This window comes from Neobacillus sp. 19, from assembly GCF_049463095.1.
Lineage (GTDB): Bacteria > Bacillota > Bacilli > Bacillales > Cytobacillaceae > Neobacillus.
The window spans coordinates 40933-62790 of the sequence record NZ_JBMPZU010000050.1; the positions used below are offsets into that span (position 1 = coordinate 40933).

At 39.8% G+C, this 21858-nt stretch carries 23 protein-coding genes and 2 pseudogenes; 12 read left to right on the plus strand and 13 right to left on the minus strand.

Annotation, left to right across the window (positions count from 1 at the left end):
* Nucleotides 1–73: 73 nt before the first annotated feature.
* On the minus strand, nt 74–715 hold the full coding sequence (gene trmB / locus ACO1D1_RS15280) for a tRNA (guanosine(46)-N7)-methyltransferase TrmB (RefSeq protein ID WP_149871285.1): 642 nt from the start codon (nt 713–715) through the stop codon (nt 74–76).
* Nucleotides 716–874: 159 nt separating this feature from the next.
* Between trmB and ACO1D1_RS15285 the strand changes: the two genes are divergently transcribed.
* Entirely contained in the window at nt 875–1153 is a 279-nt protein-coding gene (locus ACO1D1_RS15285; RefSeq protein WP_149871286.1) for a YtzH-like family protein, read from the plus strand.
* A gap of 16 nt (nt 1154–1169) precedes the next feature.
* Here ACO1D1_RS15285 and ACO1D1_RS15290 read toward each other — a convergent pair whose 3' ends face one another.
* The 5 genes from ACO1D1_RS15290 to pepV all read right to left on the minus strand — a co-directional run bounded on the left by ACO1D1_RS15290 (nt 1170) and on the right by pepV (nt 7607).
* The gene (locus ACO1D1_RS15290) at nt 1170–1943 is read right to left on the minus strand and encodes a phosphotransferase family protein (protein ID WP_149871287.1); all 774 of its coding nucleotides are present in this window, start codon (nt 1941–1943) and stop codon (nt 1170–1172) included.
* Between the two features lie 210 nt (nt 1944–2153).
* Nucleotides 2154–4289 carry a type I pullulanase gene (gene pulA, locus ACO1D1_RS15295; protein ID WP_149871288.1) on the minus strand — a complete coding sequence of 712 codons (2136 nt, stop codon included), beginning with the start codon at nt 4287–4289 and terminating at the stop codon, nt 2154–2156.
* On the minus strand, nt 4276–5268 hold the full coding sequence (locus ACO1D1_RS15300; protein ID WP_423336396.1) for a diacylglycerol/lipid kinase family protein: 993 nt from the start codon (nt 5266–5268) through the stop codon (nt 4276–4278). Before ACO1D1_RS15300 ends, pulA begins: the two co-directional genes overlap by 14 nt.
* Nucleotides 5269–5280: 12 nt before the next feature.
* A complete protein-coding gene (gene thpR, locus ACO1D1_RS15305) occupies nt 5281–5850 on the minus strand; it encodes an RNA 2',3'-cyclic phosphodiesterase (protein ID WP_149871290.1) in 570 nt (189 codons plus the stop codon).
* 335 nt (nt 5851–6185) lie between these two features.
* Nucleotides 6186–7607 carry a dipeptidase PepV gene (pepV, locus tag ACO1D1_RS15310; RefSeq protein WP_149871291.1) on the minus strand — a complete coding sequence of 474 codons (1422 nt, stop codon included), beginning with the start codon at nt 7605–7607 and terminating at the stop codon, nt 6186–6188.
* A 433-nt stretch (nt 7608–8040) separates the two neighbouring features.
* Between pepV and ACO1D1_RS15315 the strand changes: the two genes are divergently transcribed.
* Nucleotides 8041–8262 carry a DeoR family transcriptional regulator gene (locus ACO1D1_RS15315; RefSeq protein WP_007086548.1) on the plus strand — a complete coding sequence of 74 codons (222 nt, stop codon included), beginning with the start codon at nt 8041–8043 and terminating at the stop codon, nt 8260–8262.
* Between the two features lie 181 nt (nt 8263–8443).
* On the plus strand, nt 8444–9799 hold the full coding sequence (locus ACO1D1_RS15320; RefSeq protein ID WP_149871292.1) for an amino acid permease: 1356 nt from the start codon (nt 8444–8446) through the stop codon (nt 9797–9799).
* Nucleotides 9800–9854: 55 nt separating this feature from the next.
* On the opposite strand, the gene ACO1D1_RS15325 is transcribed toward ACO1D1_RS15320, so the two are convergent.
* The 3 genes from ACO1D1_RS15325 to ACO1D1_RS15335 form a co-directional block, all read right to left on the minus strand.
* Complete coding sequence (locus ACO1D1_RS15325) at nt 9855–10187, minus strand: ArsR/SmtB family transcription factor (protein WP_149871293.1); 333 nt, start codon at nt 10185–10187, stop codon at nt 9855–9857.
* Entirely contained in the window at nt 10188–10610 is a 423-nt protein-coding gene (locus tag ACO1D1_RS15330) for an SRPBCC family protein (protein WP_149871294.1), read from the minus strand.
* A gap of 152 nt (nt 10611–10762) precedes the next feature.
* Complete coding sequence (locus tag ACO1D1_RS15335; protein WP_149871295.1) at nt 10763–11191, minus strand: DUF2935 domain-containing protein; 429 nt, start codon at nt 11189–11191, stop codon at nt 10763–10765.
* Between the two features lie 128 nt (nt 11192–11319).
* On the opposite strand from ACO1D1_RS15335, the gene ACO1D1_RS15340 reads away from it, so the two are divergent.
* Complete coding sequence (locus ACO1D1_RS15340; protein WP_149871296.1) at nt 11320–12066, plus strand: AAA family ATPase; 747 nt, start codon at nt 11320–11322, stop codon at nt 12064–12066.
* Between the two features lie 38 nt (nt 12067–12104).
* Here the strand turns inward: ACO1D1_RS15340 and speD are convergent, their stop codons facing one another.
* Nucleotides 12105–12914: an adenosylmethionine decarboxylase gene (speD, locus tag ACO1D1_RS15345; RefSeq protein WP_149871297.1), complete on the minus strand. Its 810-nt coding sequence runs from the start codon at nt 12912–12914 to the stop codon at nt 12105–12107.
* Between the two features lie 155 nt (nt 12915–13069).
* On the opposite strand from speD, the gene ACO1D1_RS15350 reads away from it, so the two are divergent.
* The 4 genes and pseudogenes from ACO1D1_RS15350 to ACO1D1_RS15365 all read left to right on the plus strand — a co-directional run bounded on the left by ACO1D1_RS15350 (nt 13070) and on the right by ACO1D1_RS15365 (nt 15725).
* Nucleotides 13070–14335, plus strand: coding sequence for a TolB family protein (locus ACO1D1_RS15350; protein ID WP_149871298.1), 1266 nt, complete (start codon nt 13070–13072; stop codon nt 14333–14335).
* Between the two features lie 88 nt (nt 14336–14423).
* The gene (locus ACO1D1_RS15355) at nt 14424–14858 is read left to right on the plus strand and encodes a Dps family protein (RefSeq protein WP_149871299.1); all 435 of its coding nucleotides are present in this window, start codon (nt 14424–14426) and stop codon (nt 14856–14858) included.
* A gap of 130 nt (nt 14859–14988) precedes the next feature.
* Nucleotides 14989–15237: pseudogene (locus ACO1D1_RS15360) on the plus strand (DUF4309 domain-containing protein); the annotation flags it as partial.
* Nucleotides 15210–15725 carry a polysaccharide deacetylase family protein gene (locus ACO1D1_RS15365; protein ID WP_263315365.1) on the plus strand — a complete coding sequence of 172 codons (516 nt, stop codon included), beginning with the start codon at nt 15210–15212 and terminating at the stop codon, nt 15723–15725. The pseudogene ACO1D1_RS15360 and the gene ACO1D1_RS15365, both read left to right, overlap by 28 nt.
* A gap of 65 nt (nt 15726–15790) precedes the next feature.
* Here the strand turns inward: ACO1D1_RS15365 and ACO1D1_RS15370 are convergent, their stop codons facing one another.
* On the minus strand, nt 15791–16510 hold the full coding sequence (locus ACO1D1_RS15370; protein ID WP_149871302.1) for a pseudouridine synthase: 720 nt from the start codon (nt 16508–16510) through the stop codon (nt 15791–15793).
* Nucleotides 16507–18132 carry a putative polysaccharide biosynthesis protein gene (locus tag ACO1D1_RS15375; protein WP_149871303.1) on the minus strand — a complete coding sequence of 542 codons (1626 nt, stop codon included), beginning with the start codon at nt 18130–18132 and terminating at the stop codon, nt 16507–16509. The genes ACO1D1_RS15370 and ACO1D1_RS15375 overlap by 4 nt, the downstream gene beginning before the upstream one ends.
* 185 nt (nt 18133–18317) lie before the next feature.
* Here ACO1D1_RS15375 and ACO1D1_RS15380 point away from each other — a divergent pair.
* Nucleotides 18318–19590: pseudogene (locus ACO1D1_RS15380) on the plus strand (NAD(P)/FAD-dependent oxidoreductase).
* Nucleotides 19591–19598: 8 nt separating this feature from the next.
* Here ACO1D1_RS15380 and ACO1D1_RS15385 read toward each other — a convergent pair.
* Nucleotides 19599–19784, minus strand: coding sequence for a sporulation protein Cse60 (locus tag ACO1D1_RS15385; RefSeq protein ID WP_149871305.1), 186 nt, complete (start codon nt 19782–19784; stop codon nt 19599–19601).
* Nucleotides 19785–19914: 130 nt separating this feature from the next.
* On the opposite strand from ACO1D1_RS15385, the gene ACO1D1_RS15390 reads away from it, so the two are divergent.
* The 3 genes from ACO1D1_RS15390 to ACO1D1_RS15400 are packed head-to-tail and all read left to right on the plus strand — an operon-like array spanning nt 19915 to nt 21711.
* Complete coding sequence (locus ACO1D1_RS15390; protein WP_149871306.1) at nt 19915–20307, plus strand: hypothetical protein; 393 nt, start codon at nt 19915–19917, stop codon at nt 20305–20307.
* Nucleotides 20307–21182 carry an FAD:protein FMN transferase gene (locus ACO1D1_RS15395; protein WP_423336397.1) on the plus strand — a complete coding sequence of 292 codons (876 nt, stop codon included), beginning with the start codon at nt 20307–20309 and terminating at the stop codon, nt 21180–21182. Before ACO1D1_RS15390 ends, ACO1D1_RS15395 begins: the two co-directional genes overlap by 1 nt.
* Before the next feature lie 7 nt (nt 21183–21189).
* Nucleotides 21190–21711 carry a ferric reductase-like transmembrane domain-containing protein gene (locus ACO1D1_RS15400; protein ID WP_423336449.1) on the plus strand — a complete coding sequence of 174 codons (522 nt, stop codon included), beginning with the start codon at nt 21190–21192 and terminating at the stop codon, nt 21709–21711.
* Nucleotides 21712–21858: the final 147 nt, after the last annotated feature.

Here is a 21858-nt window from a genome sequence, read left to right on the forward strand (position 1 = left end):
CTATAATTTTAACATTGTCTAAATTTTGAAGAAACAAAAAAAGGACAGTTCATCATTTGAACTGCCCATATGTTTAGTTTTGATATTTTACCTCGCAGCGATAAATCCGATTGCCTTGCTCGGAAAATTTCTGCTCGTATTCGGTCATGATGTTTCCTTCATAACCACTTTGATGAAAATCGAGGCTTACATATTTTAATAATAAACCATAAGCGGAAAAGCTCATGAGTGAGTATTCAAATAAACCTTGATTATCTGTTTTAAAATGAATTTCGCCGCCATCGACCAAAATATCTTGATAAAGTTTTAAGAAATCTTTATACGTTAATCTTCTTTTCTCATGGCGGACTTTAGGCCATGGATCTGAAAAGTTCAAGTAAACCCGATCCACATCATTTTTAGTAAAATACTTTGCTAAATCAGCCGCATTGACGTTCAAAAGCTTTACATTTGGTAAATCAGCCTCAATTAAACGATCCAATGCTGCTACGATGACACTGTCATATAACTCAATTCCCATATAATTAATGCCGGGATTCGCTTTTGCCATCTCGGTGATAAATTGACCTTTTCCTGTACCGACTTCGATATGAAGCGGCTGGTCTTTTTCAAAAACCTCATGCCATTTTCCTTTGTGCATTTCGGGATTGGCGACGATAAATTGTGGATGCTCTTCTAATTTCTCCTTTGCCCAAGGCTTATGTCTAAGTCTCATTGTGACACTCCTAATCAAATTTTCCTTCCAAACATAACATGCTGACCATTTTCATGACAAGCTAAATTTAATGGAAAAAAGGTTAAAGCATAAATAGAAAAAGAATTCACATCCTAAGGTGAATTCTTTTTTTCATTTCCACTGAAAGGGTGTGCTTTTATGCCATTAAGTCACGATGACCAAGTTACATTATTGAAAGATATCTTAAACAATCATCAAACAGACTGCTGCGGATCCGTTGCAGAATGTGAACAGCTCGAACGCTTAATTAAATCGCTGATGGTCAACACTCAAGTCGATCAAAATGTGAAAAACATCTTACAGGAGGTCTACCATTACAGCCAGCACGGTTCACAGACTGCCGATTTAGACCAGCATATTTTATCAAACCAAGAAAACTTATCCCAATGGGTAAGCGATATTGGTCAATTTTCATAAGAAAAGCGCAAACGCCTTAGAGGATTTCGTTTATAAACCGAATCCATTTATTCATTTCTTCCAGACGGTTCTTATTTTTATACCATTGAATGGAAGATAAAGTTTGAATCGTCACATACCATTTCATTCTCAGCTTTAGATGGTCTGTCAGCTCTTTTCCGTAGAGTGTAAGCCAATCCTGCCAGTTTTTTTCAGGAATGTACCAATAGAGGAGCAATCCCAGGTCGATGGCGGGGTCGGCAATCATCGCCCCGTCCCAATCAATCAAGTACAGCTGGTTGTCATCAGAGAGCAGCCAGTTGTTATGATTGACATCCCCATGACAAACGACTTTTTCATCGCAATAAATGTGCATGGCTTCCTTTTTTAGAAAGCTCATTGCTTTCTGTGATTCCGGTAAGGTAATAACCTCATCATCCAATTCGGATATTACCGATTGCAAAATAGGCTCCGGAAGTAAGGGTGAATGTTCAATCCGGCTTAACATGCCAAGCATTGGCTCCGAACAATGAATTTTCTTAAGCAATCTTGCAACATTATCTTGGTTCATTTCTGACGGCGTTAATTCTCGGCCAGGAAGCCATTGCTGCGCTGTGATTACATCTCCATTTTCCAATCGTTTTGTCCAAACTAGCTTTGGGACGATTCCTTCTGCTGAGAGTACTGCAAGGAATGGAGAGGAATTCCGCTTTAAAAAAAGCCTTTGATCTTCATATTCCGCATAAAAGGCTTCTCCCGTTTTGCCTCCAGCGGGGGTAATTTCCCACTCTTGTCCTAGTAAATGTTCCAAAATTGCTCACCTTCAATTTATGCCGTTCTATTGGGCTTTTTCCCCAGACTAAAGAGGTAAAACCTGTGCTGCCGAAAGGTTTTAATTTAATCACCATTATTTCAATAGCTTTTTTTAAATAAAAAAAAGCTATTGAAACCATTGCACACAATAGCCATCTTAATAAATTTTATCTCCAATTGCCTTTTTTCGTCAAGTCATCTTGAAAAACTATTTTTTTAATAAAACATTCAAAGAAATAGGTTCCATCGTAATTTCTCCCACTAGCATACATTCCTTGGAAGAAATTCCTGCATATTCATGATTAGCCAACACTGACCATTCTCCATCTGGAAGGTGAATATTTTTTTTCTTATTAGAAGGATTAATCATGAGAATAACTTCTCTATTATTCATTTTATACAGACAGCCTAACACTGGAGCAGTTAATGATAATGGATGAATATGGGAACGGATTTCATCAGACGTTCGCATCCGGAAACACGAAAATGCTTTGCGAATTTGAATCAAACCTTTAATATATTCCACATTTTCGATAAATTGGATTTTGCGTTCCCAATCAAGCTGGTTTATTGAGTCAGGAGAACGGTAGCTGTTTCCCTCTCCTTGTTTTGTACGGAAAAATTCCTGTCCGCTATGAAGGAATGGTATACCTTGAGATAAAATAACAATACCTGTCGCAAGACGATGGTATCTCATACAGATCTCAGGCTCCTGATCAGGAAAGCAGGCTTGAAGTTTATCCCACAGCGTATGGTTATCATGACATTCAACATAATTCACAGATTGGCTGGGTTCATTAAAAAGCCGAGATCCTTTCTTAGTCAAGCCGATACTTCCTGTTATTACATCTATAGCAGCATCCAGGTGATGCTCATTCCCTAATGCGTACCCTTTTGCAAACAAATTAAATGTACTCCCTTTAATGGTGTCACGAAATTTATCATTGAACTGGCCAATTTGCGGAATTTTTGCCTGATTGACAATGGTTGCCTTTTGTTCAACTGGAAGTGGTGTATTCAAGCTCCATCCTTCACCAATGATAAGCGAGCCTTTCTTGATACTATCGCACGCTTTCCTCACCTCCATCATTGTTTCCACATCTAAAATTCCCATAAGGTCAAACCGAAAGCCATCTATATGATACTCTTCCATCCAATAGCGAATGGAGTCAACAATAAATTTTCTAACCATTCTTCGTTCTGAGGCGATATCATTTCCCACACCTGTACCGTTTGATGGCAGCCCCATTTCATTATGACGAAAATAATACCCGGGAACCACCTTTTCAAACGATGAATTCTCACGTATAAAGACATGATTATACACCACATCCATGATGACACGGAGCCCGCTTGAGTGAATTTGATCAATTAATTTCTTTAACTCATTGATTCGTGAATAAGGGGCAGATGGGTCTGTAGCATAACTTCCCTCGGGAGCATTAAAATGGAGAGGATTATAGCCCCAGTTATAGTCTTTATTTGGATGCAATTCATCGACACCGGCAAAATCATGGAAGGGGAGGAATTCAATATGGGTGATACCCAATTCTTTCAAATAAGTTAACCCCGTGGAACTGCCATCTTTCCCTTTCGTGTCCAGTTCCGCTGCTCCAAGGTATAGTCCCTTATTCTGGATTCCACTGTTTTTATGGATGGAAAAATCTCTTATATGTGTTTCATAAATAATGGCATCGACAGGGTGCTCGATTGGCGGTAAATCATGTCTAGGCCTGTTTGAATTTTCGAGGTTCACAATAACTCCCAGCTCTCCATTGGCTGTTACCGCCTTGACATATGGATCCACTACCTCCCGCCATTCTTGATTCACAAAGACCAAAAAGCTATATTGGAAAGTGTCTAAATCACGATTGACCCCAACAGACCAAATACCTCGATCTTCTCGTCTCATCTTGACAATTTCCGAATACTGGCCCGCCGGCGGGCGTAATTTTAATTTGACTCCTGTCGCGGTCGGGGCCCAAAGCTTAAATTGAGTTTGCCCCCCCTGAAAGGTCACCCCGAGATCATTGCCATCATAATAGAACGCTTCATCAAATGCCTCCGTTCTAATCACGGCCCCGATTTGGAGATCCGTCTTCCCTCCATGTTCATCAACAATCCAATATTGCTGTCCAAATGCAATATCTCCTTTAAACTGGCAAATATATTTATGATTATGTTCTATTTCGGTCTGCTTTAAGATTTGCAGTGGTGTCTTCACAGCATCAGCCATCATATAGAAAGAAGATGACTGGCCATGATGATAGGAATGCGGAAGAAGAATCGTAATGATATTCATTTCATCTAAGTAGGCAAGAAACTTCCTATCAGCAGAAATCATTCGAATCCCTCTCCTTCAGATTAATTTCTTCCGTTCCGCGTCTTCTTGTTAACACCTTCAAAATTTTCGGTTGAAGGCGGATTGTTAGTGGGGTGCTGCCAATATGTTCCCCATCTGCGTGAACAAATAAAGAGGCGGGGGATTGAATCGAAATAACTCTTCCCCTAAAGGTTTTTACTTCTTTAAAATGGATATGCTTTCCCCAAAAAACACTTATAAAAACAAGGAGCAGCTTCAGTCGTGATAACTGATGGACAACGGTAATGTCAAAAGTCCCATCATCCGGCACAGCATTTGGAGCAATTTTCATCCCGCCGCCATAAAAAGGCTGGTTAGAAATGGTTACAAACCATGTTTGTTCAAATATATGCTTATTCCCGTCAATTGATAAATCAATTGTAGTAGTTTTATAAGTAAATAATTTTTTTAACAAAAAATAAACATAAACCAGCCTGCCTAGTGAAATCCTATTCAACCATGCCTTTATCCGTGATTGATTCACCTCATAGGATATTACGGCATCGAATCCGGCACCCATATTATTTATAAAAAAGTGCTCTCTTGCATCCCCAGCTTCCGCATTCGTCACTTTCCCGATATCGACTGGCAATGCCTTCTGCTTCCTCAGTCGAAGTATCACGTTCAACGCTTCCAGCGGATCCGCAGGAATGTGATAACCCCTTGAAAAATCATTGCCAGAACCACCGGGAATAAAGCCGAGGGTGATATGCTTTTCTTTGACAACCCCATTCAACACTTCGTTTATAGTTCCGTCCCCGCCAACAGCAATAATCAGTTTTTGCTCCTGATTCTTTGCAGCAATTTGGCGGGCTAGTTTTTTAGCATGTCCGGAATATTCAGTAAAAAATGCTTGATAGGGTATTTGTTCCATCATTAGTTGACTTTCAATTCTCTCCCATATTTTAAGGCAGTAGCCGTTCCCTGCTTTTGGATTAATGATTAAGAAAATTTGCTTCATATGACCAACCTTTTATGTTTGTAATGGGTAAAGTGTTATTGCTTCGTATTTTGGCGATTGATTAAGATGTGTTTGATATAAAACAACCTCATTTGCTTGAAAGGGAAGCGGTTCAGGCTGTAACTCATTCCAAATTTCTAGCTGCCCCAGCTGAAAGGACTCGTCTCCCATCCACTTCCTTGCTAATGTGATATGCGGACGGAATGGTCTTGTTTCCAGTTGAAAGCCCGCCTTCACACAGGCTGAGAAAACCTTTTGTCTAATTTCTCTCAGCTCACTGTTCTCCTCAGTATCCGCCCAAAAAACACGTGGCGCATCTTCCCGGCCGAAAACTCCAAGTTTATTAATTTTCAATTTCAATGCATGGGCATCCCTTAAAGCCTCTTTCACGTTGTCTTCTGCAGCAGCCAACTTTTCAGGATCAGCAGCACCTAAAAAGGCCAAGGTAATATGCAGATCCTGATGGTGTACCCATCTGCCAAAAGGAAGGGCCCCCTTCATCCTCCCAATATGATCTTTGATGATTTCTTTCGCTACATTAGGAATTTTTACGGCAAAGAAAAAATGGGTTCGTTGATCCATTGTATGGTTCAGTCCTTTACTTAATTTTAGTCTATTTTCACCGAATTGTATCCCTTATCAAACATTAGAATGGATGATTTTTTTATGTAAAGCTGTGTTAAACTTGGCTGTTGAATTCCGCTCCAGGCACTTCGCTTTCCGCGGGCGTGACGGGGAGCCTCCTCGTCGCTTCGCTCCTGCGGGGTCTCCCCTGCCCCGTACTCCCGCAGGAGTCTTCGTGCCTTCCGCTCCAATCAACAGTTTTTAAAAAATAACAATGACCTTTAACACAGCCTTATGTAAAGAAAAAGACGTGCAGGAGGGGGTCCGAAAGCTACGTCTTTTTCCGTTTTTATTTATTCTGTTTTAGCTAATTCGAAAATGGCTTGTGCGTAAATGGCTGTTGCTTTGAGTAAATCTTCTATATACATATATTCATCTTTTTGATGGGCGATATCCGGTCTTCCTGGAAATAATGGACCAAAGGCGACTCCAGCGCTGAGTGAACGTGCATAAGTCCCACCGCCAATTGCAATTAATTCCGCTTTTTCCCCTGTTTGCTCTTCATATACTTTTTTCAAGGTTTGAATTAGGAATTCCTGTTCATCGACATGATGTGGTTTTGAGTCTGAAAAATTCTCAATCCTAAAGCCCTCATTTGGTATTAGTGCATCTAGTTTCGCCTTGGTTTCTTCCATTTTGCTTGTAACCGGGTATCTGCATGTCATTCCGATCCTTCCGCCTGCTTCAGGTGTAAAGCTCAGCTTTCCAGGGTTAATCGTTAATTCACCAGAAATTTCATCTGAAAAGGCCACACCAAGGTTTACACCCCTTGAATCGTCAAAGAAATACCGCGATACGAATTGGAAATATTGAGCCGCTCTTACATCTAAGGACTGCTTAGAAAGAAACTCCGCTAAGAACAAGCCGGCATTTTTTCCATTTCTCGGTTCCATTCCGTGTGCAGAAACACCAATTACCTCGAAAATCAGTTCCTCATTCTGAGCGTGGTAATTATATTCCAACTCCACTTGTTTCATAAAAGCGATAAATTGCTGTACCACCTCATCTTGATGTTCCTTTACAAGGATGATGGCTTTAGCATGATCCGGAACCATATTATACCTTTTTCCGGAAACAAAGCTTACCACCTTTAAATTGGCCTCATCCGAGCTCTCAAGTGACCCATGCTGTACCATATCAAAATCAGCAATTCCTTTTTCGGCATTAATAATCGGGAAATCAGCATCTGGGGCAAACCCTAAAGTCGGCATTTCTTCGTGCTTAAAATAATGCTCGACACAGCGCCAATTGCTTTCTTCGTCAGTACCAATAATCATCCGGACACGCTTTTTCAGCGGTAAGCCAAGTTCTTTCACAATTTTCATGGCATAATACGCAGCCATTGTTGGACCCTTGTCATCCAGTGCACCGCGGGCATAGATTTTCCCATCACGAATTTCTGCTCCAAACGGATCACTTGTCCAGCCATCACCCTCTGGCACTACATCTACATGGCAGAGAATTCCCAGTAGTTCTTCTCCTTCACCAAACTCAAGGTGACCTGCAAGATTGCCAACATTTTTTGGAGTAAATCCATCTTTTTCACCCAAGTTAAGCATGAAATCAAGCGCTTCCTTCACCCCTTGTCCAAGCGGGGCATCATCAGTAGTATTTTCCTCATCTAAAATACTTTTAATATGTAATAATCCTTGCGTGTCCTTAATTAGGGCATCTTTTCTTTTTTCTACTTCACCCATCCAATTAATTTCAGTCATTTGAATAACCTCCTAATATGTATGTGCTTCTTTAACAATATCATTTCTCCAATTATCTTAGCAATTAACATTCCAAACGGATGAACAAGCTTAAATTAAATATTTTAACTAAAAATTCAAATAATTCATCATAAACCAAACACCTAAAGCCATAATCTATAGTAAGAGAATGATAAAGGAGGCAAAAAGCCGAACAATAACAGAAAACTTTGAAGATTTTTTTGTGATTTTCACTATAGTGGTAGAAATTTTCAGAAATTGTGGGTACAATAAGGTTAGATGTATGACATCTAGGTACTCACTTCATGATCCATCCTAAAAAAGGAGATGGCTGCGCGGAAAAGAAAACTACATATTCTTGAAGAGTAATCTTCAAACAGGCTGTCGGTAGAGGGATTAGACTTGGTTTTAAAAAAGGATAGGGAGTGGTTCTTTGAAACCTTCAACTAACCGGATGTTAAACCGCATCAAATGTATCTACATGTTTATTCGTAATAACGGCACTGTCACGACGCAAGAACTTGTAGAGGAATTTGGTATCACTCCTCGCACCATACAACGAGATTTAAATGTCTTAGCCTATAATGACTTGGTCATAAGCCCAAGCCGCGGAAAATGGACGACTACACAAAAGAAAGTGAAGATGTCATCATAACACAAAATAGAGAGACTTACGCATAGAAAGCACACGGGATTCACAACCGTGTGCTTTTGTTTTTTTAGGGATTGTAAGCGATTACTCCAATTGACAGGTTTAAAAAATATGATATATTAGTATAAGAATTCTTTAGCGCTTAAAAGCGTTTAAGTAAAATAGAAAAGTAGGTTGGGACATCATGGAGAATAACCATCAGAATTTACACAAGGGGCTATTACCAAGGCATGTTCAATTCATTGCCCTGGCGGGTATGATTGGAACGGGGATATTTAAAGGCAGCTCTGACACGCTAAATATTGCCGGGCCCAGTGTCGTTATTGCCTACTTAATTGGCGGGCTTTTGCTATTTATTATTATGGCGGCATTAGGGGAAATGGCAATAGCTTTTCCAAATATGAATGTTCAACATCTCGTAAATAAAGCATTTGGGTTTCAAGTATCGTTTCTCGTCGGATGGCTTTACTGGATTAATTGGATCATTGTAACGGTGGTTGAATTATTAGCTGCGGGGAGTTTTCTGCAATTCTGGTTCCCGCAGATTCCGTTATGGCTGTTAAGTTTACTATGTGCCGTAATTATTGTAGGCATCAATTTATTTCAAGTAAAATACTACGGTGAACTTGAATTCTGGTTCGCCGGCATTAAAATTATTGCCTTAATAGCTTTTATTATTTTAGGCTGCTTCCTTCTTTTGGGTTTGATTCCTAGCACTGTTGAGGATCCATTGTCGAACTTTACCGCACATGGCGGATTTTTCCCGCATGGTTTGGGCGGTACATTCAGTGCCTTTTTAGTTGTGATGTTTTCATATGGCGGAGCCGAATTAATCGGGGTAGCTGTAACCGAAACAAAAGATTCGGAACGCGTATTGCCGAAAATTATTAAATCTGCCGTGTGGCGTGTCATCATCTTTTATATTTTTCCAATTCTTATTATTTGCGGCATGATGCCTTGGGACAAGGTTTCTGGTGCTGACAGCCCTTTCGTACAGGTGTTCAGCAGTACGGGACTGCCTGGGGCAGCACATATTATGAATTTTGTACTTTTGACTGCGGTACTTTCGGCCGCCAATTCCGGTATTTATGCGACATCAAGGACATTGTTTTCAATGGCCCAAAGCGGTGTGGCACCGAAAGGATTAGGAAGGGTTTCAAGTAAGGGGATTCCATTAACAGGAATCATGATTACAAGTGCCTGTATTTTAGCAGGTGTATTCTTGGCTTACTTAACGCCGAGCGAGGTTATCAGCTATCTTATGACCATCCCTGGATTTACCGTCATGATCATTTGGATCAGCATTTGTGCGGCACAGTTAAAGCTGCGTCCGCTCTACAAAGCTCAGCCTGCCTTTCGGGTAAAATGGTTCCCTTATACAACCATTTTCGCAATTGTTTCCTTAAGCGTCATCTTCATTGGATTTTTATTCAATCCTAATAATGTAATTGGAACCACAGTTAGTATCATAACAATTGGATTTCTCATGATTCTTTCTTTTTTTAATCGAAAGACAGGGGCTAATAAGATTACTGCTTAAACGGTCGGCAAATTTTTGCCGGCCGTTTTTTATTAGCATTTGTTGCTCTGGTCATTTATTTTTCCTTTTCATCCGACTCCACATACCGTTTTAGGGCGGTCAGCTTATTTTCCCAAAATAGTTCAAAATACTGAAGCCAGTCTTTTAATTCAACTAGTGGTTCCGGCTCTAGCTTGTACCTTGTTTCCCGGCCGACTTTCCGCTCTTTGACCAACCCGGCATCAGCTAATACTCGGAGATGCTTAGAAACGGCCGTCCGGGTCATCGGGAAGTGTCCGCAAATCGCAGTAACAGGCATCTCTTCTTTACTTAGAAGTTTCAGCAATTTTCGCCTAGTTGGATCGGCAATTGCCTGAAAGACATCATGCTTTGCGGGAGTTGCAGCCATTTATGCCTCAACATATCCTTGCAATTTTTTCACAAGACCTGCCCAGCCCTGATTCATATTGTCGCGAATTGGAGTGTGCGGAGCACCAAACTCAGTAACTTTGTTTGCATCCCAGCCGGAATGAATCATCGTAAATTCTGTTTTTCCTTCCACTTCTTTTAATTCAAACGTCAGTGTCCAATCTTTTCCCCACTTAAATGAAAGGCTATTAGGCGGATCGACTTTCGTTACTTTACATGGTGACATCCCAAATTGACCGGCATTTAAATGAAATTCATGTCCTTCAACCGGCTCCATATCATTCGGCATGAACCAGGCAGCTAGGCCTTCTGATGTCGCAACAGCATTCCAAACTTTCGAAATGGGTGCATTGTATACTAGAGTATGTCTAATATCCGGTAATGTTTGTGTTTGATTTTCCATTTTAATAGCTCCTCTTCATCTTATAAATATGTAACCATTTGGTTTCACTTTAAAATAATATAACACCATTTGGTTTCATGTCAAGCATTAAATAAGTGACTCTACATTAAGTAAAGTCACCGTAAAAATCGCTTTTCATTCAACTATTTTGTCTATTGACCGCTGGATAACAACGCTCGGGCGATTCCAACAAAGTACTCGGATTCACGAATGATGTGATTTAATACCACTTTTGCGGTATGATTGCTGCTTACCGCTTGGCTATGTGTTTTTATTTGCTCACATAGTTGAATAAACGATTCACTCTCCTCCAGGCAATAAGATACGAGTTGGAGCACTTGCTGATACAATTGATCCGATACCTGTGAACCGGAGCGAATTACGGATTCAATGAAACTGACAACCTGCTTGTGTGTTTTCCCAAGTGCTTGCTCCCATTTTTTTAAGGCATCGACAAATTCTGGCTCAAGCCCTGACACCAGCTCTCGGATGACAACCGTGTGTTCCTCTTCTTGGTGCTTCCAAAATTCTGCTTCATCTAATATCCGCAGCGGCATTTGCGGGCCATAGTAAAATTGCATAGTCATCCCCCCATCATCTAGTCATTTCAATGTATGGGATGGGCTATCAAAATATGCTTTAATCGATAACTTCCAGCTCTATTTTGGCAATATGTTACAATAGATAAAAATAAGAGAGGAAAAAAAGTATGTTAAACACGCAATATATACGAAGTATCAAATTGAGTAGAGATGAAATCCCTTCTTTTAATAAGTACCCTTTCAATCTGCCTATCTTGAAGACATTGGACGAACTCTCATTTCATCCTAATGTAACATTTCTTATTGGTGAGAATGGAATGGGTAAATCGACTTTACTTGAGGCAATTGCTGTGTCGTTAGGGTTTAATCCAGAAGGTGGATCTATTAATTTCAACTTTTCTACATATGATTCTCATTCGATGCTAGGGGATTATCTTAAAGTTATAAAAGGAATTGATAAACCGAGGGATGGATTTTTCTTGCGGGCGGAAAGTTTCTATAATGTGGCATCTAATATTGAGGAATTGGATAAGCAAGGCGGAGGCCGGCCAATTATTGATTCCTTTGGCGGAGTATCCCTGCACGAACAGTCACATGGTGAGGCTTTTTTTGCTACATTCCTGCATCGTTTTGGCGGAAATGGCTTATACATTTTAGATGAACCTGAAGCGGCGCTCTCACCGCTAAGGCAAATGTCGATGCTAACGAGAATTCATGACCTGATTAACGAAAATTCCCAATTTATCATCGCAACCCATTCCCCAATCATCATGGCATATCCAGATGCAAAAATCTTTGAATTTACCGAAGATGGAATGAGGGAGAGCACACTTGAAGAAACAAACCACTATCGGATTATGAAACAATTTTTTGATGATAAAAGTAGAATGCTTCATCATTTATTAAATGGATAATTCACGCCCAAAAAGAGCGCTGATTGATCTGCGCTCTTTCATTGTACAATATTCTTTCCATAAAAGATTTCATCCATCTCAAGCTTTAATCTCTCAGTGATTTCAATATGCTCATCCGGGGTTAACTTATCTTTTGTATAGCCAAACAAATAGTTATTTAAATCAAATTCGCGCAGCTTACACTTTGTGTGGAAGATATGCTCTTGATAGACATTGACGTCAATCATATCAAATAATTCACCGACGTCCTCCGGGATATAATTCTGAATCGAGTTAATCTCATGATCAATAAAAAGCTTGTGCCCCGTTTTATCCCTTGTAAAGCCGCGGACACGGTAATCAATTGTCATGACATCGGTCTCAAATGCACGGATTAAATAATGGAGAGCCTTAAGCGGCGATATTTCTCCACAGGTAGAGACATCAATATCCGCCCGAAACGTGCTGATACCTTCATCGGGGTGAAATTCCGGATAGGTATGCACCGTAATATGACTCTTATCCAGCTGCATCACCACTGATTCAGGCAGCGGTCCTGGGGATTCCTCGAATGATTCTGACGGGGCATTAGCGACAGGTCCCTCTGACACCAACATTGTTACACTCGCGCCCGCCGGCTCAAAATCCTGACTGGCTACATTTAATACATGGGCACCGATAATATCAGAAACATGCCTTAAAATTTTTTGCAATCTTTCTCCACTGTATTCTTCATCAATATATTTTAAATATGCTTCTCGCTCTTCCCTCGTTCGTGTAAAACAAATATCGTACATATTAAAACTTAACGACTTCGTCAGGTTATTAAAGCCATGTAACTCAATGGCCTCCTCATGTGTAAGCTTCATGTTTTCTTCCCCCTTCGTATCCTAAAACCTATTTAGCCTTTATAGTACCCATTGTTATACTCGGTTACTTATTTTTTCAAAAAGAAGTTAATTTCATCATATTTCCCGCCCTCTTGAGGAAAATAATTGAAGGTCTTCTTTGAGGAGGTGAAAGGATGAAAAGGCAGTTTTGTATTTTATTTATTTTTCTAATATTGGTGCCAAGCGGCTTAGTGACTGCGGAGCCCGTTAATGAGAATAATGTAAAGGTTGCTTTTGTCAGGGATGGCTTTCTTTGGACAAAAATAAATGGCAAGGAAGAAAAAGTAACGAAGGAGGCAGCAAGGTATGACTATCCTCCCCAATGGTCACATGACGGAAAATGGATTGCTTATCAAGTTGAAGCAAAAAAGAAACTTAATCCGAACACTGAGTTCCAGACAGAAATATGGGTGTACAATCTCGCAACAAAAAAGCACAAACAGATTACCATTGACGGAAACAACCCTAAATGGTCGCCAGTAGAGAATATTCTTGCCTTTAAAAGCGGCGGTGTCCTGAATGTTTCCAACCTTGAACACTTTTATAATATTGCATTAGGTGTCGGAGATTATAGCTGGTATCCTGATGGCCGCTCTTTTATTACAGCTTCGGGTGCTAACCTCAGACCAGACGGCTGGACAAATCCGGTTCTTTTTCAAATCGGTCTTGAAAGGGATTTATCTAAAACCACCAGTCTAACAAAAAATGTGAAGAAACTTTATACCATTCCAAGTGAACTAAAAAAAGGGAATATCAGCTTACTGGCGATCGATGCCTATAAATTCCAATTCTCCCCTGATGGAAAGTGGATCTCCTTTGTGGTCAGTCCAACAGCTTCCTGGTCAATGGACAGTAATTTGGTTTGCGTAATTTCGTCAGATGGTAAAAATTTTGAGCCAATCGATGAAATAAATGGGGATTCCATTGTAAAGTGGGCATTTCACAAAGATCGTTTAGGCTATATTGCCGGTGGCGGCAGAATAGTCTTTGGCTTTAAAGATAAGGATATGAAAGTTACTGATCTTCCTGCTTTTAAATCCATCAGCCTTACACCGCCAAAGTTCGCGGAACTCGGATTTACGTGGACGGATGATAATTCTTTAATCGTTTCAAGGGTTAAAGAAAGTGCGTGGTCTAATGATGCCATGAAGCGGCCTGACCCTTCCTTATTTTTGATAAAAATTGGGGAACCAAAGCAATCTCAAATTTCTCATCCGCCGAAGGACTTTGGTGATTATAATCCGGTATATCTACCATCCGTCAATACATTAACATGGTTGCGATACACTGATCTTGTAGATTCGCACAGAGATCTATGGATTGCTAATCAAAACGGGTCAAATGCGAAGCTATGGATTCATAATATTAGCGGGTATGACTTTTTTATAGAAAAGGATTAACCTTATTTATAATTATTATAAATAAATATTGATTATAAAATAATATGTGTTATAATTAACTTAGATAAGAAATTAGGAGGAATGCTCAATGACTATTGAACAAGTAATCAACCAACAAATTGCTAACTGGAATGTTTTATACACAAAATTACACCAGTTTCACTGGTATGTAAAAGGCCCGCACTTCTTTACCCTGCATGCAAAGTTTGAAGAACTATATGATGAAGCGGCAGCAACAATCGATGAATTCGCGGAACAATTACTCGCAAATGGCGGCAGCCCTATCTCAACATTAAAAGAGTCGCTTCAGCTTGCAACAATCAAAGAAACAAATGATAAATTAACGGCAGATGAAATGGTTCAGGCCGTAATCAAGGACTTTTCAATAATTATTGATGAATTAAAAACTGGGATGACAGTTGCAGAACAAAATGACGACGAAGTCACAAGTGATATGTTCCTTGGTCTCATGGGTAAACTCGAAAAACATAACTGGATGTTGAAATCCTTCTTAAATGCTTAATAGATAATATCACTCTAAAGGACAAGGCTTCATGCTTTGTCCTTTTTAATTTTTACGAAAAACAATGGTAAATTTGTTATGATTATGGGAAGGAGGAAGAAATTATTACAGAAAATGAAATGTTGTTCTCGGCTACAATAAGGCAGGAGACCTTTTCGATGTACGCTCATATGCAAATGATTTGAAGGAGATTACTGACCTGATGGTTGTAAAAGAATTCGGGCAGCCTGCGGAAGTGAAAGACAACAACAATGAAACTATTTATGTTTATAAAGTGAACCAAGACATTCAATTAATGGACCTAATAAAAAGAAAGTTGCCCTTACTTTTGATGATGGCCCAGATCAAACCATCACCCCGGAAATCATTGATATTTTAGCTGCCTATCATGTGAAGGGGAATTTCTTCTTTTTAGGAAATAAAGTGAAGGAACACCCTGATGTTGTGAAACAGGCATTTAATCAAGGAAACTTAGTCCTCAGCCACAGCAATCATCATGTGGAATTAACGAAATTAAGTAAAGAAGCTGCTCGTAAAGAAATTGATGATGCCGGAGAGGAAATCCAGTCCGTAATCGGTAAAGAACCGGCTTTTCTAAGAACACTATATGGGGATACAAACGCACAAGTAGCTGCAATTTCCAAGCAAGAAGGATTTTCGATTGTTTTATGGTCAATCGATACTCTGGATTGGTCGCAAAAGGATTCCCAAAATATCGTTAACAATGTCATTGCTAACGTTCGTAACGGCGACATCATCTTAATGCACTCCGATTCTGATAAGATTGAGACCAAAAAGGCACTACCGCTGTTAATCGAGGAATTGCAAAAAAGGAATTTTGAAATAGTTATTTACAAGATTTGTTGAATATTAATGCTTATCAATAGGAATATCAAAAAGCAGCTAAATAGCTGCTTTTTCAAAAAAGTTTTCTATTTCACTTGGTATTCTTTCAATAACTCAATTTCCTCTTCTGTTAGTTCCCGGTATTCGCCAAGCTCGAGTGTTTCATCTAACGGCAGAGGCCCCATTGAAATCCGCTGTAGGTAAACGACCCTTTTTCCAACAGCTTCAAACATTCTTTTGACTTGATGGAATTTGCCTTCGGTGATGGTTAACTCGATATCAGAGCGGATACCCGATTTTAAGATTTTCAATTCGCCAGGCTTTGTTTCGTACCCGTCATCTAATGTTACTCCTTTGGCAAAAGCCGCAACATCCGCCTCAGTCACTTCACGATCGATCACAGCAAAATACGTCTTCGGTACGTGCTTCTTAGGGGAAAGCAAACGATGTGCCAATTGTCCATCATTGGTGATGAGCAGCAAGCCTTCTGTATCCTTGTCGAGCCGGCCAACAGGAAAGGGCTCATACACCTGATCCTCCATCTCCAATAAATCGATAACCGTTTCACAAGAATTATCTTCTGTCGCTGATAATACCCCCTGCGGCTTGTTCATCATTAGATAAATAAATTCCCTATACTCAATCACTTCACCATTTAAAGTTACAGTTTGATTAGCAGGATCGACATGCTGCTTCGCATCTTTGACAACCACGTCATCCACTTTCACTGCACCGCTCTTTAGCAGCTGCTTGACTTCCTTGCGGCTGCCATAGCCTAAATTGGCGAGCATCTTATCAATTCTCACGCCGTTCCCCTCCTTTTAGAAAGCTTTAATTTTACCAATAACCTGTCAAGCTTTTCCCCAAATAAGCGGGAGGCAAGCCCCGATTTTAAACCAAGATAAAAATAAATTCCGGCGCCGACAGCGGCACAAATGATGATTATTAGCACAGACTCAATCTTTGATGAAGGAGAAAGGAATAACAATAATAGTTTATACATTAATTCTGTACCCACCCACATGAATCCAGCAAAAATGACAATTAGCAGGCTCCTTCTCCAAACGAGGCGGAATGGATAACGGGCATATGTCTTAATCACAATAAAGTTGATGAGAATGGCTGCAACATATCCAATTGTCGTTGCCAATACCGCTCCTCGTGTTTCCAGCAATTTTATTAACGGAATATTTAGAGTTAATTTAATTAATAATCCTACAAGTAAACTTAACACCGTAAACCGTTGTTCGTTGATTCCTTGTAATATAGCTGCGGTGACAGAATATAAGGAAAATAGAATGGCTACAGGTGCGTATGCCCTTAATACTTCAGTACCTATTAAATCATGCTGATAAAATGCCGTATAGACAGGTTCTGCCAACAACGAAAGACCGATAGCTGCAGGCAATGTTAAAAATAGCAGTACCTGAAAGGTCTGATTTAACTGGCGGTTTAGGCTTGCTCCCTCTCCCTCAACGAAGGCTCTCGTTATACTTGGTACAAGTGTTAACGAAAAACCTGTTGCCAGAGAAACTGGGATAATGACAATTTTGTGGGATTCAAAATTCAAAATAGAGAAGAAAGCTTCCGCAAATTTCTTTTTCCCAATTTCCTCCATCGCCTGGCTAAAGGTGAATTGATCAATTGCCTGGAACAAAGGATTAGCTATTCCAACTAACACGAACGGAAAAGCATAAATAAGAATTTCCTTATAAATATCCTTAAGGGAGATATCAATTGTGCCCTTATCATGTGATAGCAGTTCGTCTAAATACGGTTTTCGTTTATACCAATACCAAAATAATACGATTAATCCGCCAATGGCACCAATAAAGGCAGCGAACGTAGCCACACTTACAGCCGTTACCATTTTGCCATTAAAAATATGCAAGACGGCGAAGGCCCCCAAAAGGGTAAACGCAATCCTGACAATTTGCTCCACGACTTGTGAAAGTGCAGAAGGGCCCATCGATTGGTGCCCTTGAAAGAATCCTCTAATGAGACTCATAAATGGAACAACAATTAACGCAAAGCTGACAGCCCGCATAACCGTTGTGACATTATCTAAATTTGCCTTCTTATCACCCACACTCATTTCCGCTAATGTCGGTGCCGCAAGATACATAATCAAAAAGGCCATTACCCCTGTTGCCAGCATGATCACTAAGCCGGATTTAAACAACTTCCTGCCGACGGCATATTCCTCAAGGGCATTATATTTTGAAATAAATTTTGAAACGGCAAGCGGGACTCCTGCTGTTGCTATACTAATAAAAATGGTATAAGGAACATAGGAGAATTGATAAAGCGTTGTCCCTTCCCTGCCGACAATTTGAAAAAATGGAATAACGTAAATTAAGCCAATCACCTTTGATAAAATGGTACCCAGCGTTAAAATAAAGGTTCCTCTTAAAAGCTTAGATTGCATAAAATCCCTTCCTACCCGAAGAAAAAATTCGACTTTTTTTGCACACTATTAGTAGTTTACAACTTCTTTCTCTCAGACGCTACTCACAACCATGTAATTTTTCTCAAGAATCCCCCGGTTTTCGTTTTATTTTCACAAGAAATGTTTATAATGAAGTGACGAATTAATAAAAAGTTGGTGGAAATATGGAATACGATGTTATTGTTATCGGCGGCGGCCCATCCGGATTAATGGCGGCCATTGCTGCTGGTGAAAAAGGTGTGAAGGTGCTGTTAATTGATAAAGGAGACAAGCTTGGACGGAAGCTTGCCATTTCGGGCGGCGGCCGCTGCAATGTTACCAATCGCCTGCCGATTGAAGAAATTATTAAACACCTTCCGGGAAACGGAAAGTTTTTATATAGTGCCTTTTCGATTTTTAGTAATGAAGATATCATCGCATTTTTCGAAAAACTGGGAGTTGAATTAAAGGAAAGAGGATCATGGGAGGATGTTCCCGGTGTCGAACAAAGCCCAATCGGTTGTCGATGTGCTTTTAGAACAATTGGAGAAATTCCGAGTAAAAGTCTTCCAAAACAGTCCCGTTGCTGATGTCATGTATAAAGATGGTCATGTTTCTGGCGTTTTGTTAAAGGATGGGCAAGAAATTAGCGCAAAATCGATTGTCATTGCAGTCGGCGGAAAGTCCGTCCCACATACAGGCTCGACAGGTGATGGCTATGCATGGGCAGAAAAAGCGGGACACACGATTACAGATTTATTCCCAACGGAAGTCCCTGTTACCTCTAATGAACCCTTTATTAAAGATAAAACACTTCAAGGACTTTCATTACGAGACATTAACTTATCCGTGATGAATCCTAAAGGCAAGCCAATTATCACGCATCGAATGGATATGCTGTTTACTCATTTTGGCATCAGCGGGCCGGCCGTTCTTCGCTGCAGTCAGTTTGTTGTCAAAGCGATGAAAAAGTGGAAGCTTAAAGAAGTGACGATGAGCCTCGATGTTCTGCCTGACAAACGAGAAGAAGAGATTTTTCAAGAAATCGTCAAGCTTGTAAAAAATGAGCCTAAAAGAAGTATCAAAAATACGCTAAAAGGACTGGTCCCAGAGCGATATCTTCTCTTTTTATTAGAAAATAGCGGGATTGACCCAGCTGAACAGGGTGGCACGATTTCAAATGAAAAAATTCGCAGTTTTACAAAAAGCTGCAAGCAGTTTCTTATTAAAGTAAATGGCACCCTGCCGCTCGATAAAGCATTTGTGACAGGGGGCGGTGTATCTGTTAAAGAAATCGAACCACAAACAATGGGTTCAAAATTAATGAATGGGCTGTATTTCTGCGGGGAGATTCTTGATGTCCACGGTTATACTGGCGGATATAATATCACCTCTGCCCTTGTGACTGGCAGACTTGCCGGGACGAATTCTGCCCTAACTTCAAAAAATCGGGCCTGATGTAACCATCAGGCCTTGTAAATAATCATCGCTGAAAAACAATATATCTGCTCTTCTTCTTCCTCTTCAGCCATCGCAGCAACATTATATTTAATATCTAAAAGACTTTTTTCATCAATCCCTCTTAAAAACCGATTCATTTCCTTTTCCAAATCCTTTTCATGCTCCCGATCAAATAGTTTAACCTGTATCACTTTTATCTCCCTCTCTTTTTTCTATCATTATTGACCTATTTTCAGAATTTTAAAAATTAGGAAGTTAAGATTTTTTTAAGATTGTCCTTGTACACTTCTTTTTGAGGTCAAATGGAAAGGAGCTTTTGCAATGGATAAAAAACAAAAAATCTCTTGGGGTGTCAGTTTTGGCAGCTTAGCTCTAGTAGCTGGGATGGTTTCATATCTTGGGATATTTAACGGTGATAAAACAGACAATCAAATGACATTAAGCCAGGGACAGCAATCTGATAATAATGCAAATCAGCAGTCGCCAGGCAGCTTTAATCCACAACAAGGGGAGGATTTTGATCGTTCTTGGGGTGATGATCGTTCTTCACAATATAATCAGAATGATCAAGGGGAAAGTAATAATTTCGATAATGGCGGACAGGCATTTGATAACAGTGATCAGCAGCAAGGTCAATATTCAAACGGCGGCGTCCCATCGTTCGGTCAATCTGGTCATCATCATGGCTTTGATACAACCACAGGTGGAACCTAATGTATCAATACAACTTCCATTCCATGAGCACGATTGTGCAAATTTCGATTAGTCATGAACTATATGCCAATGATTTGATGCCCATCTATAAACAGTTTTCAATGATAGAGGATACGTGCAGCAGGTTTCGTGCCGATAGCGAGCTATCACGAATGAATCAACAAGTTGGAAAAGAAGTACCTGTATCTAGCGAAATGTTTTCCATTCTCACAAAGGCATATCAGTTTTATTTGGAAACAGATGGCGTTTTTAATCCAAGTGTGTTAGATGCTCTCGAAAACAATGGGTATGAAAAATCTATCGAATTCATTAGGGATCGTGAAATTGAATCACCGACACGTTCCTCCGTTGCTTTCCATACACAACCATATACGCTTAATGAAGAATTACAGACTGTTAGTTTACATTCAAAAATTGATCTTGGTGGCATTGCCAAGTGCTGGGTCATCGATCAATCCGCTCAGTTGTTAAATAAGATTGGCTATGGATTTATCAATGTTGGCGGTGATATTCGGATTTTTGGTAATTTGCCCCGGCCATTAAACATCGGGATTGAGGATCCTTTTGGAAAAACAAATATGATTTCTTCAATTAAGGTGGAAAATGGTGCGGTCGCAACATCCACTTCAATGAAACGAAAATGGCGTGTGAATGGTGAATGGAAGCACCATTTAATTGACACAAGAACAGGAAATCCATCTGAAAGCACGATTGTTTCATCAACAATTACCGCACCAACCGCATTAGAAGCCGATGTTTGGGCAAAAACAATTCTTTTTTTAGGCGAAAAGGATGGCCCCGAATGGATAAAGGAAAAAGGCACTCATGCCGTTTTAATCAATAAATACGGAGATGTTTGGAGAGGAGGCGAGTAAATTGGAGATGTTTGAATGGTTTTTGATTCGAGCGACAGGTACAGTTGCTTATCTATTACTATACTTATCAGTCATCATTGGATTGTACTCGCAAGTCCAGAAAAAGCGGAAACAGAAGGTTACAATAACGTTATTTTTACACGAATCATTGTCAAATTGGGCGCTTTATCTTGTCCTTGTGCATGTCGGACTCTTACTGATCGATACGTATATTTCGTTCCAATGGTATGAGGTCCTCATTCCGTTTAACACCTACTATAAACCATTACCTATGGCAATGGGTGCTTTATCGTTGTACTTTTTAAGCATCACGGTTGTAACCTCAAAGGCACGGAAAAAGCTTGGCTATCAAAAATGGCGAAAATTACATGCATTGAACCCAATTCTTTATATATTAGTTACATTACACGGTCTATTTATCGGGACAGACTTTCAAGGAAATATCCTTGCAGTGATAAACATTGTTCCATTAATTTTGATGGGAGTTATGCTGCAAAGACAGGAGCAGAAACAAAGCGCAATAAAATAAGCAGAGAAAAAGAAAAACCGATTCCAAAATAGCCAAAGATTAGCAGGAATATCCCTCTCTTTTTTATCATTAGGGTTAATTTTCTGAATTTTTTAACACAAAAAAGGAACTAGAGTTTTTTACACTTTAGTTCCTTAACAAATGTTG

What these genes read in the sequence shown, in the direction of transcription:
- trmB (WP_149871285.1), bottom strand. Translation starts at nt 715, where the DNA reads ATGAGACTTAGACATAAGCCTTGGGCAAAGGAGAAATTAGAAGAGCAT.
- ACO1D1_RS15285 (WP_149871286.1), top strand. Translation starts at nt 875, where the DNA reads ATGCCATTAAGTCACGATGACCAAGTTACATTATTGAAAGATATCTTA.
- pulA (WP_149871288.1), bottom strand. Translation starts at nt 4,289, where the DNA reads ATGATTTCTGCTGATAGGAAGTTTCTTGCCTACTTAGATGAAATGAAT.
- ACO1D1_RS15300 (WP_423336396.1), bottom strand. Translation starts at nt 5,268, where the DNA reads ATGAAGCAAATTTTCTTAATCATTAATCCAAAAGCAGGGAACGGCTAC.
- thpR (WP_149871290.1), bottom strand. Translation starts at nt 5,850, where the DNA reads ATGGATCAACGAACCCATTTTTTCTTTGCCGTAAAAATTCCTAATGTA.
- pepV (WP_149871291.1), bottom strand. Translation starts at nt 7,607, where the DNA reads ATGACTGAAATTAATTGGATGGGTGAAGTAGAAAAAAGAAAAGATGCC.
- ACO1D1_RS15320 (WP_149871292.1), top strand. Translation starts at nt 8,444, where the DNA reads ATGGAGAATAACCATCAGAATTTACACAAGGGGCTATTACCAAGGCAT.
- ACO1D1_RS15325 (WP_149871293.1), bottom strand. Translation starts at nt 10,187, where the DNA reads ATGGCTGCAACTCCCGCAAAGCATGATGTCTTTCAGGCAATTGCCGAT.
- ACO1D1_RS15330 (WP_149871294.1), bottom strand. Translation starts at nt 10,610, where the DNA reads ATGGAAAATCAAACACAAACATTACCGGATATTAGACATACTCTAGTA.
- ACO1D1_RS15335 (WP_149871295.1), bottom strand. Translation starts at nt 11,191, where the DNA reads ATGCAATTTTACTATGGCCCGCAAATGCCGCTGCGGATATTAGATGAA.
- ACO1D1_RS15340 (WP_149871296.1), top strand. Translation starts at nt 11,320, where the DNA reads ATGTTAAACACGCAATATATACGAAGTATCAAATTGAGTAGAGATGAA.
- speD (WP_149871297.1), bottom strand. Translation starts at nt 12,914, where the DNA reads ATGAAGCTTACACATGAGGAGGCCATTGAGTTACATGGCTTTAATAAC.
- ACO1D1_RS15350 (WP_149871298.1), top strand. Translation starts at nt 13,070, where the DNA reads ATGAAAAGGCAGTTTTGTATTTTATTTATTTTTCTAATATTGGTGCCA.
- ACO1D1_RS15355 (WP_149871299.1), top strand. Translation starts at nt 14,424, where the DNA reads ATGACTATTGAACAAGTAATCAACCAACAAATTGCTAACTGGAATGTT.
- ACO1D1_RS15375 (WP_149871303.1), bottom strand. Translation starts at nt 18,132, where the DNA reads ATGCAATCTAAGCTTTTAAGAGGAACCTTTATTTTAACGCTGGGTACC.
- ACO1D1_RS15390 (WP_149871306.1), top strand. Translation starts at nt 19,915, where the DNA reads ATGGATAAAAAACAAAAAATCTCTTGGGGTGTCAGTTTTGGCAGCTTA.
- ACO1D1_RS15395 (WP_423336397.1), top strand. Translation starts at nt 20,307, where the DNA reads ATGTATCAATACAACTTCCATTCCATGAGCACGATTGTGCAAATTTCG.
- ACO1D1_RS15400 (WP_423336449.1), top strand. Translation starts at nt 21,190, where the DNA reads ATGTTTGAATGGTTTTTGATTCGAGCGACAGGTACAGTTGCTTATCTA.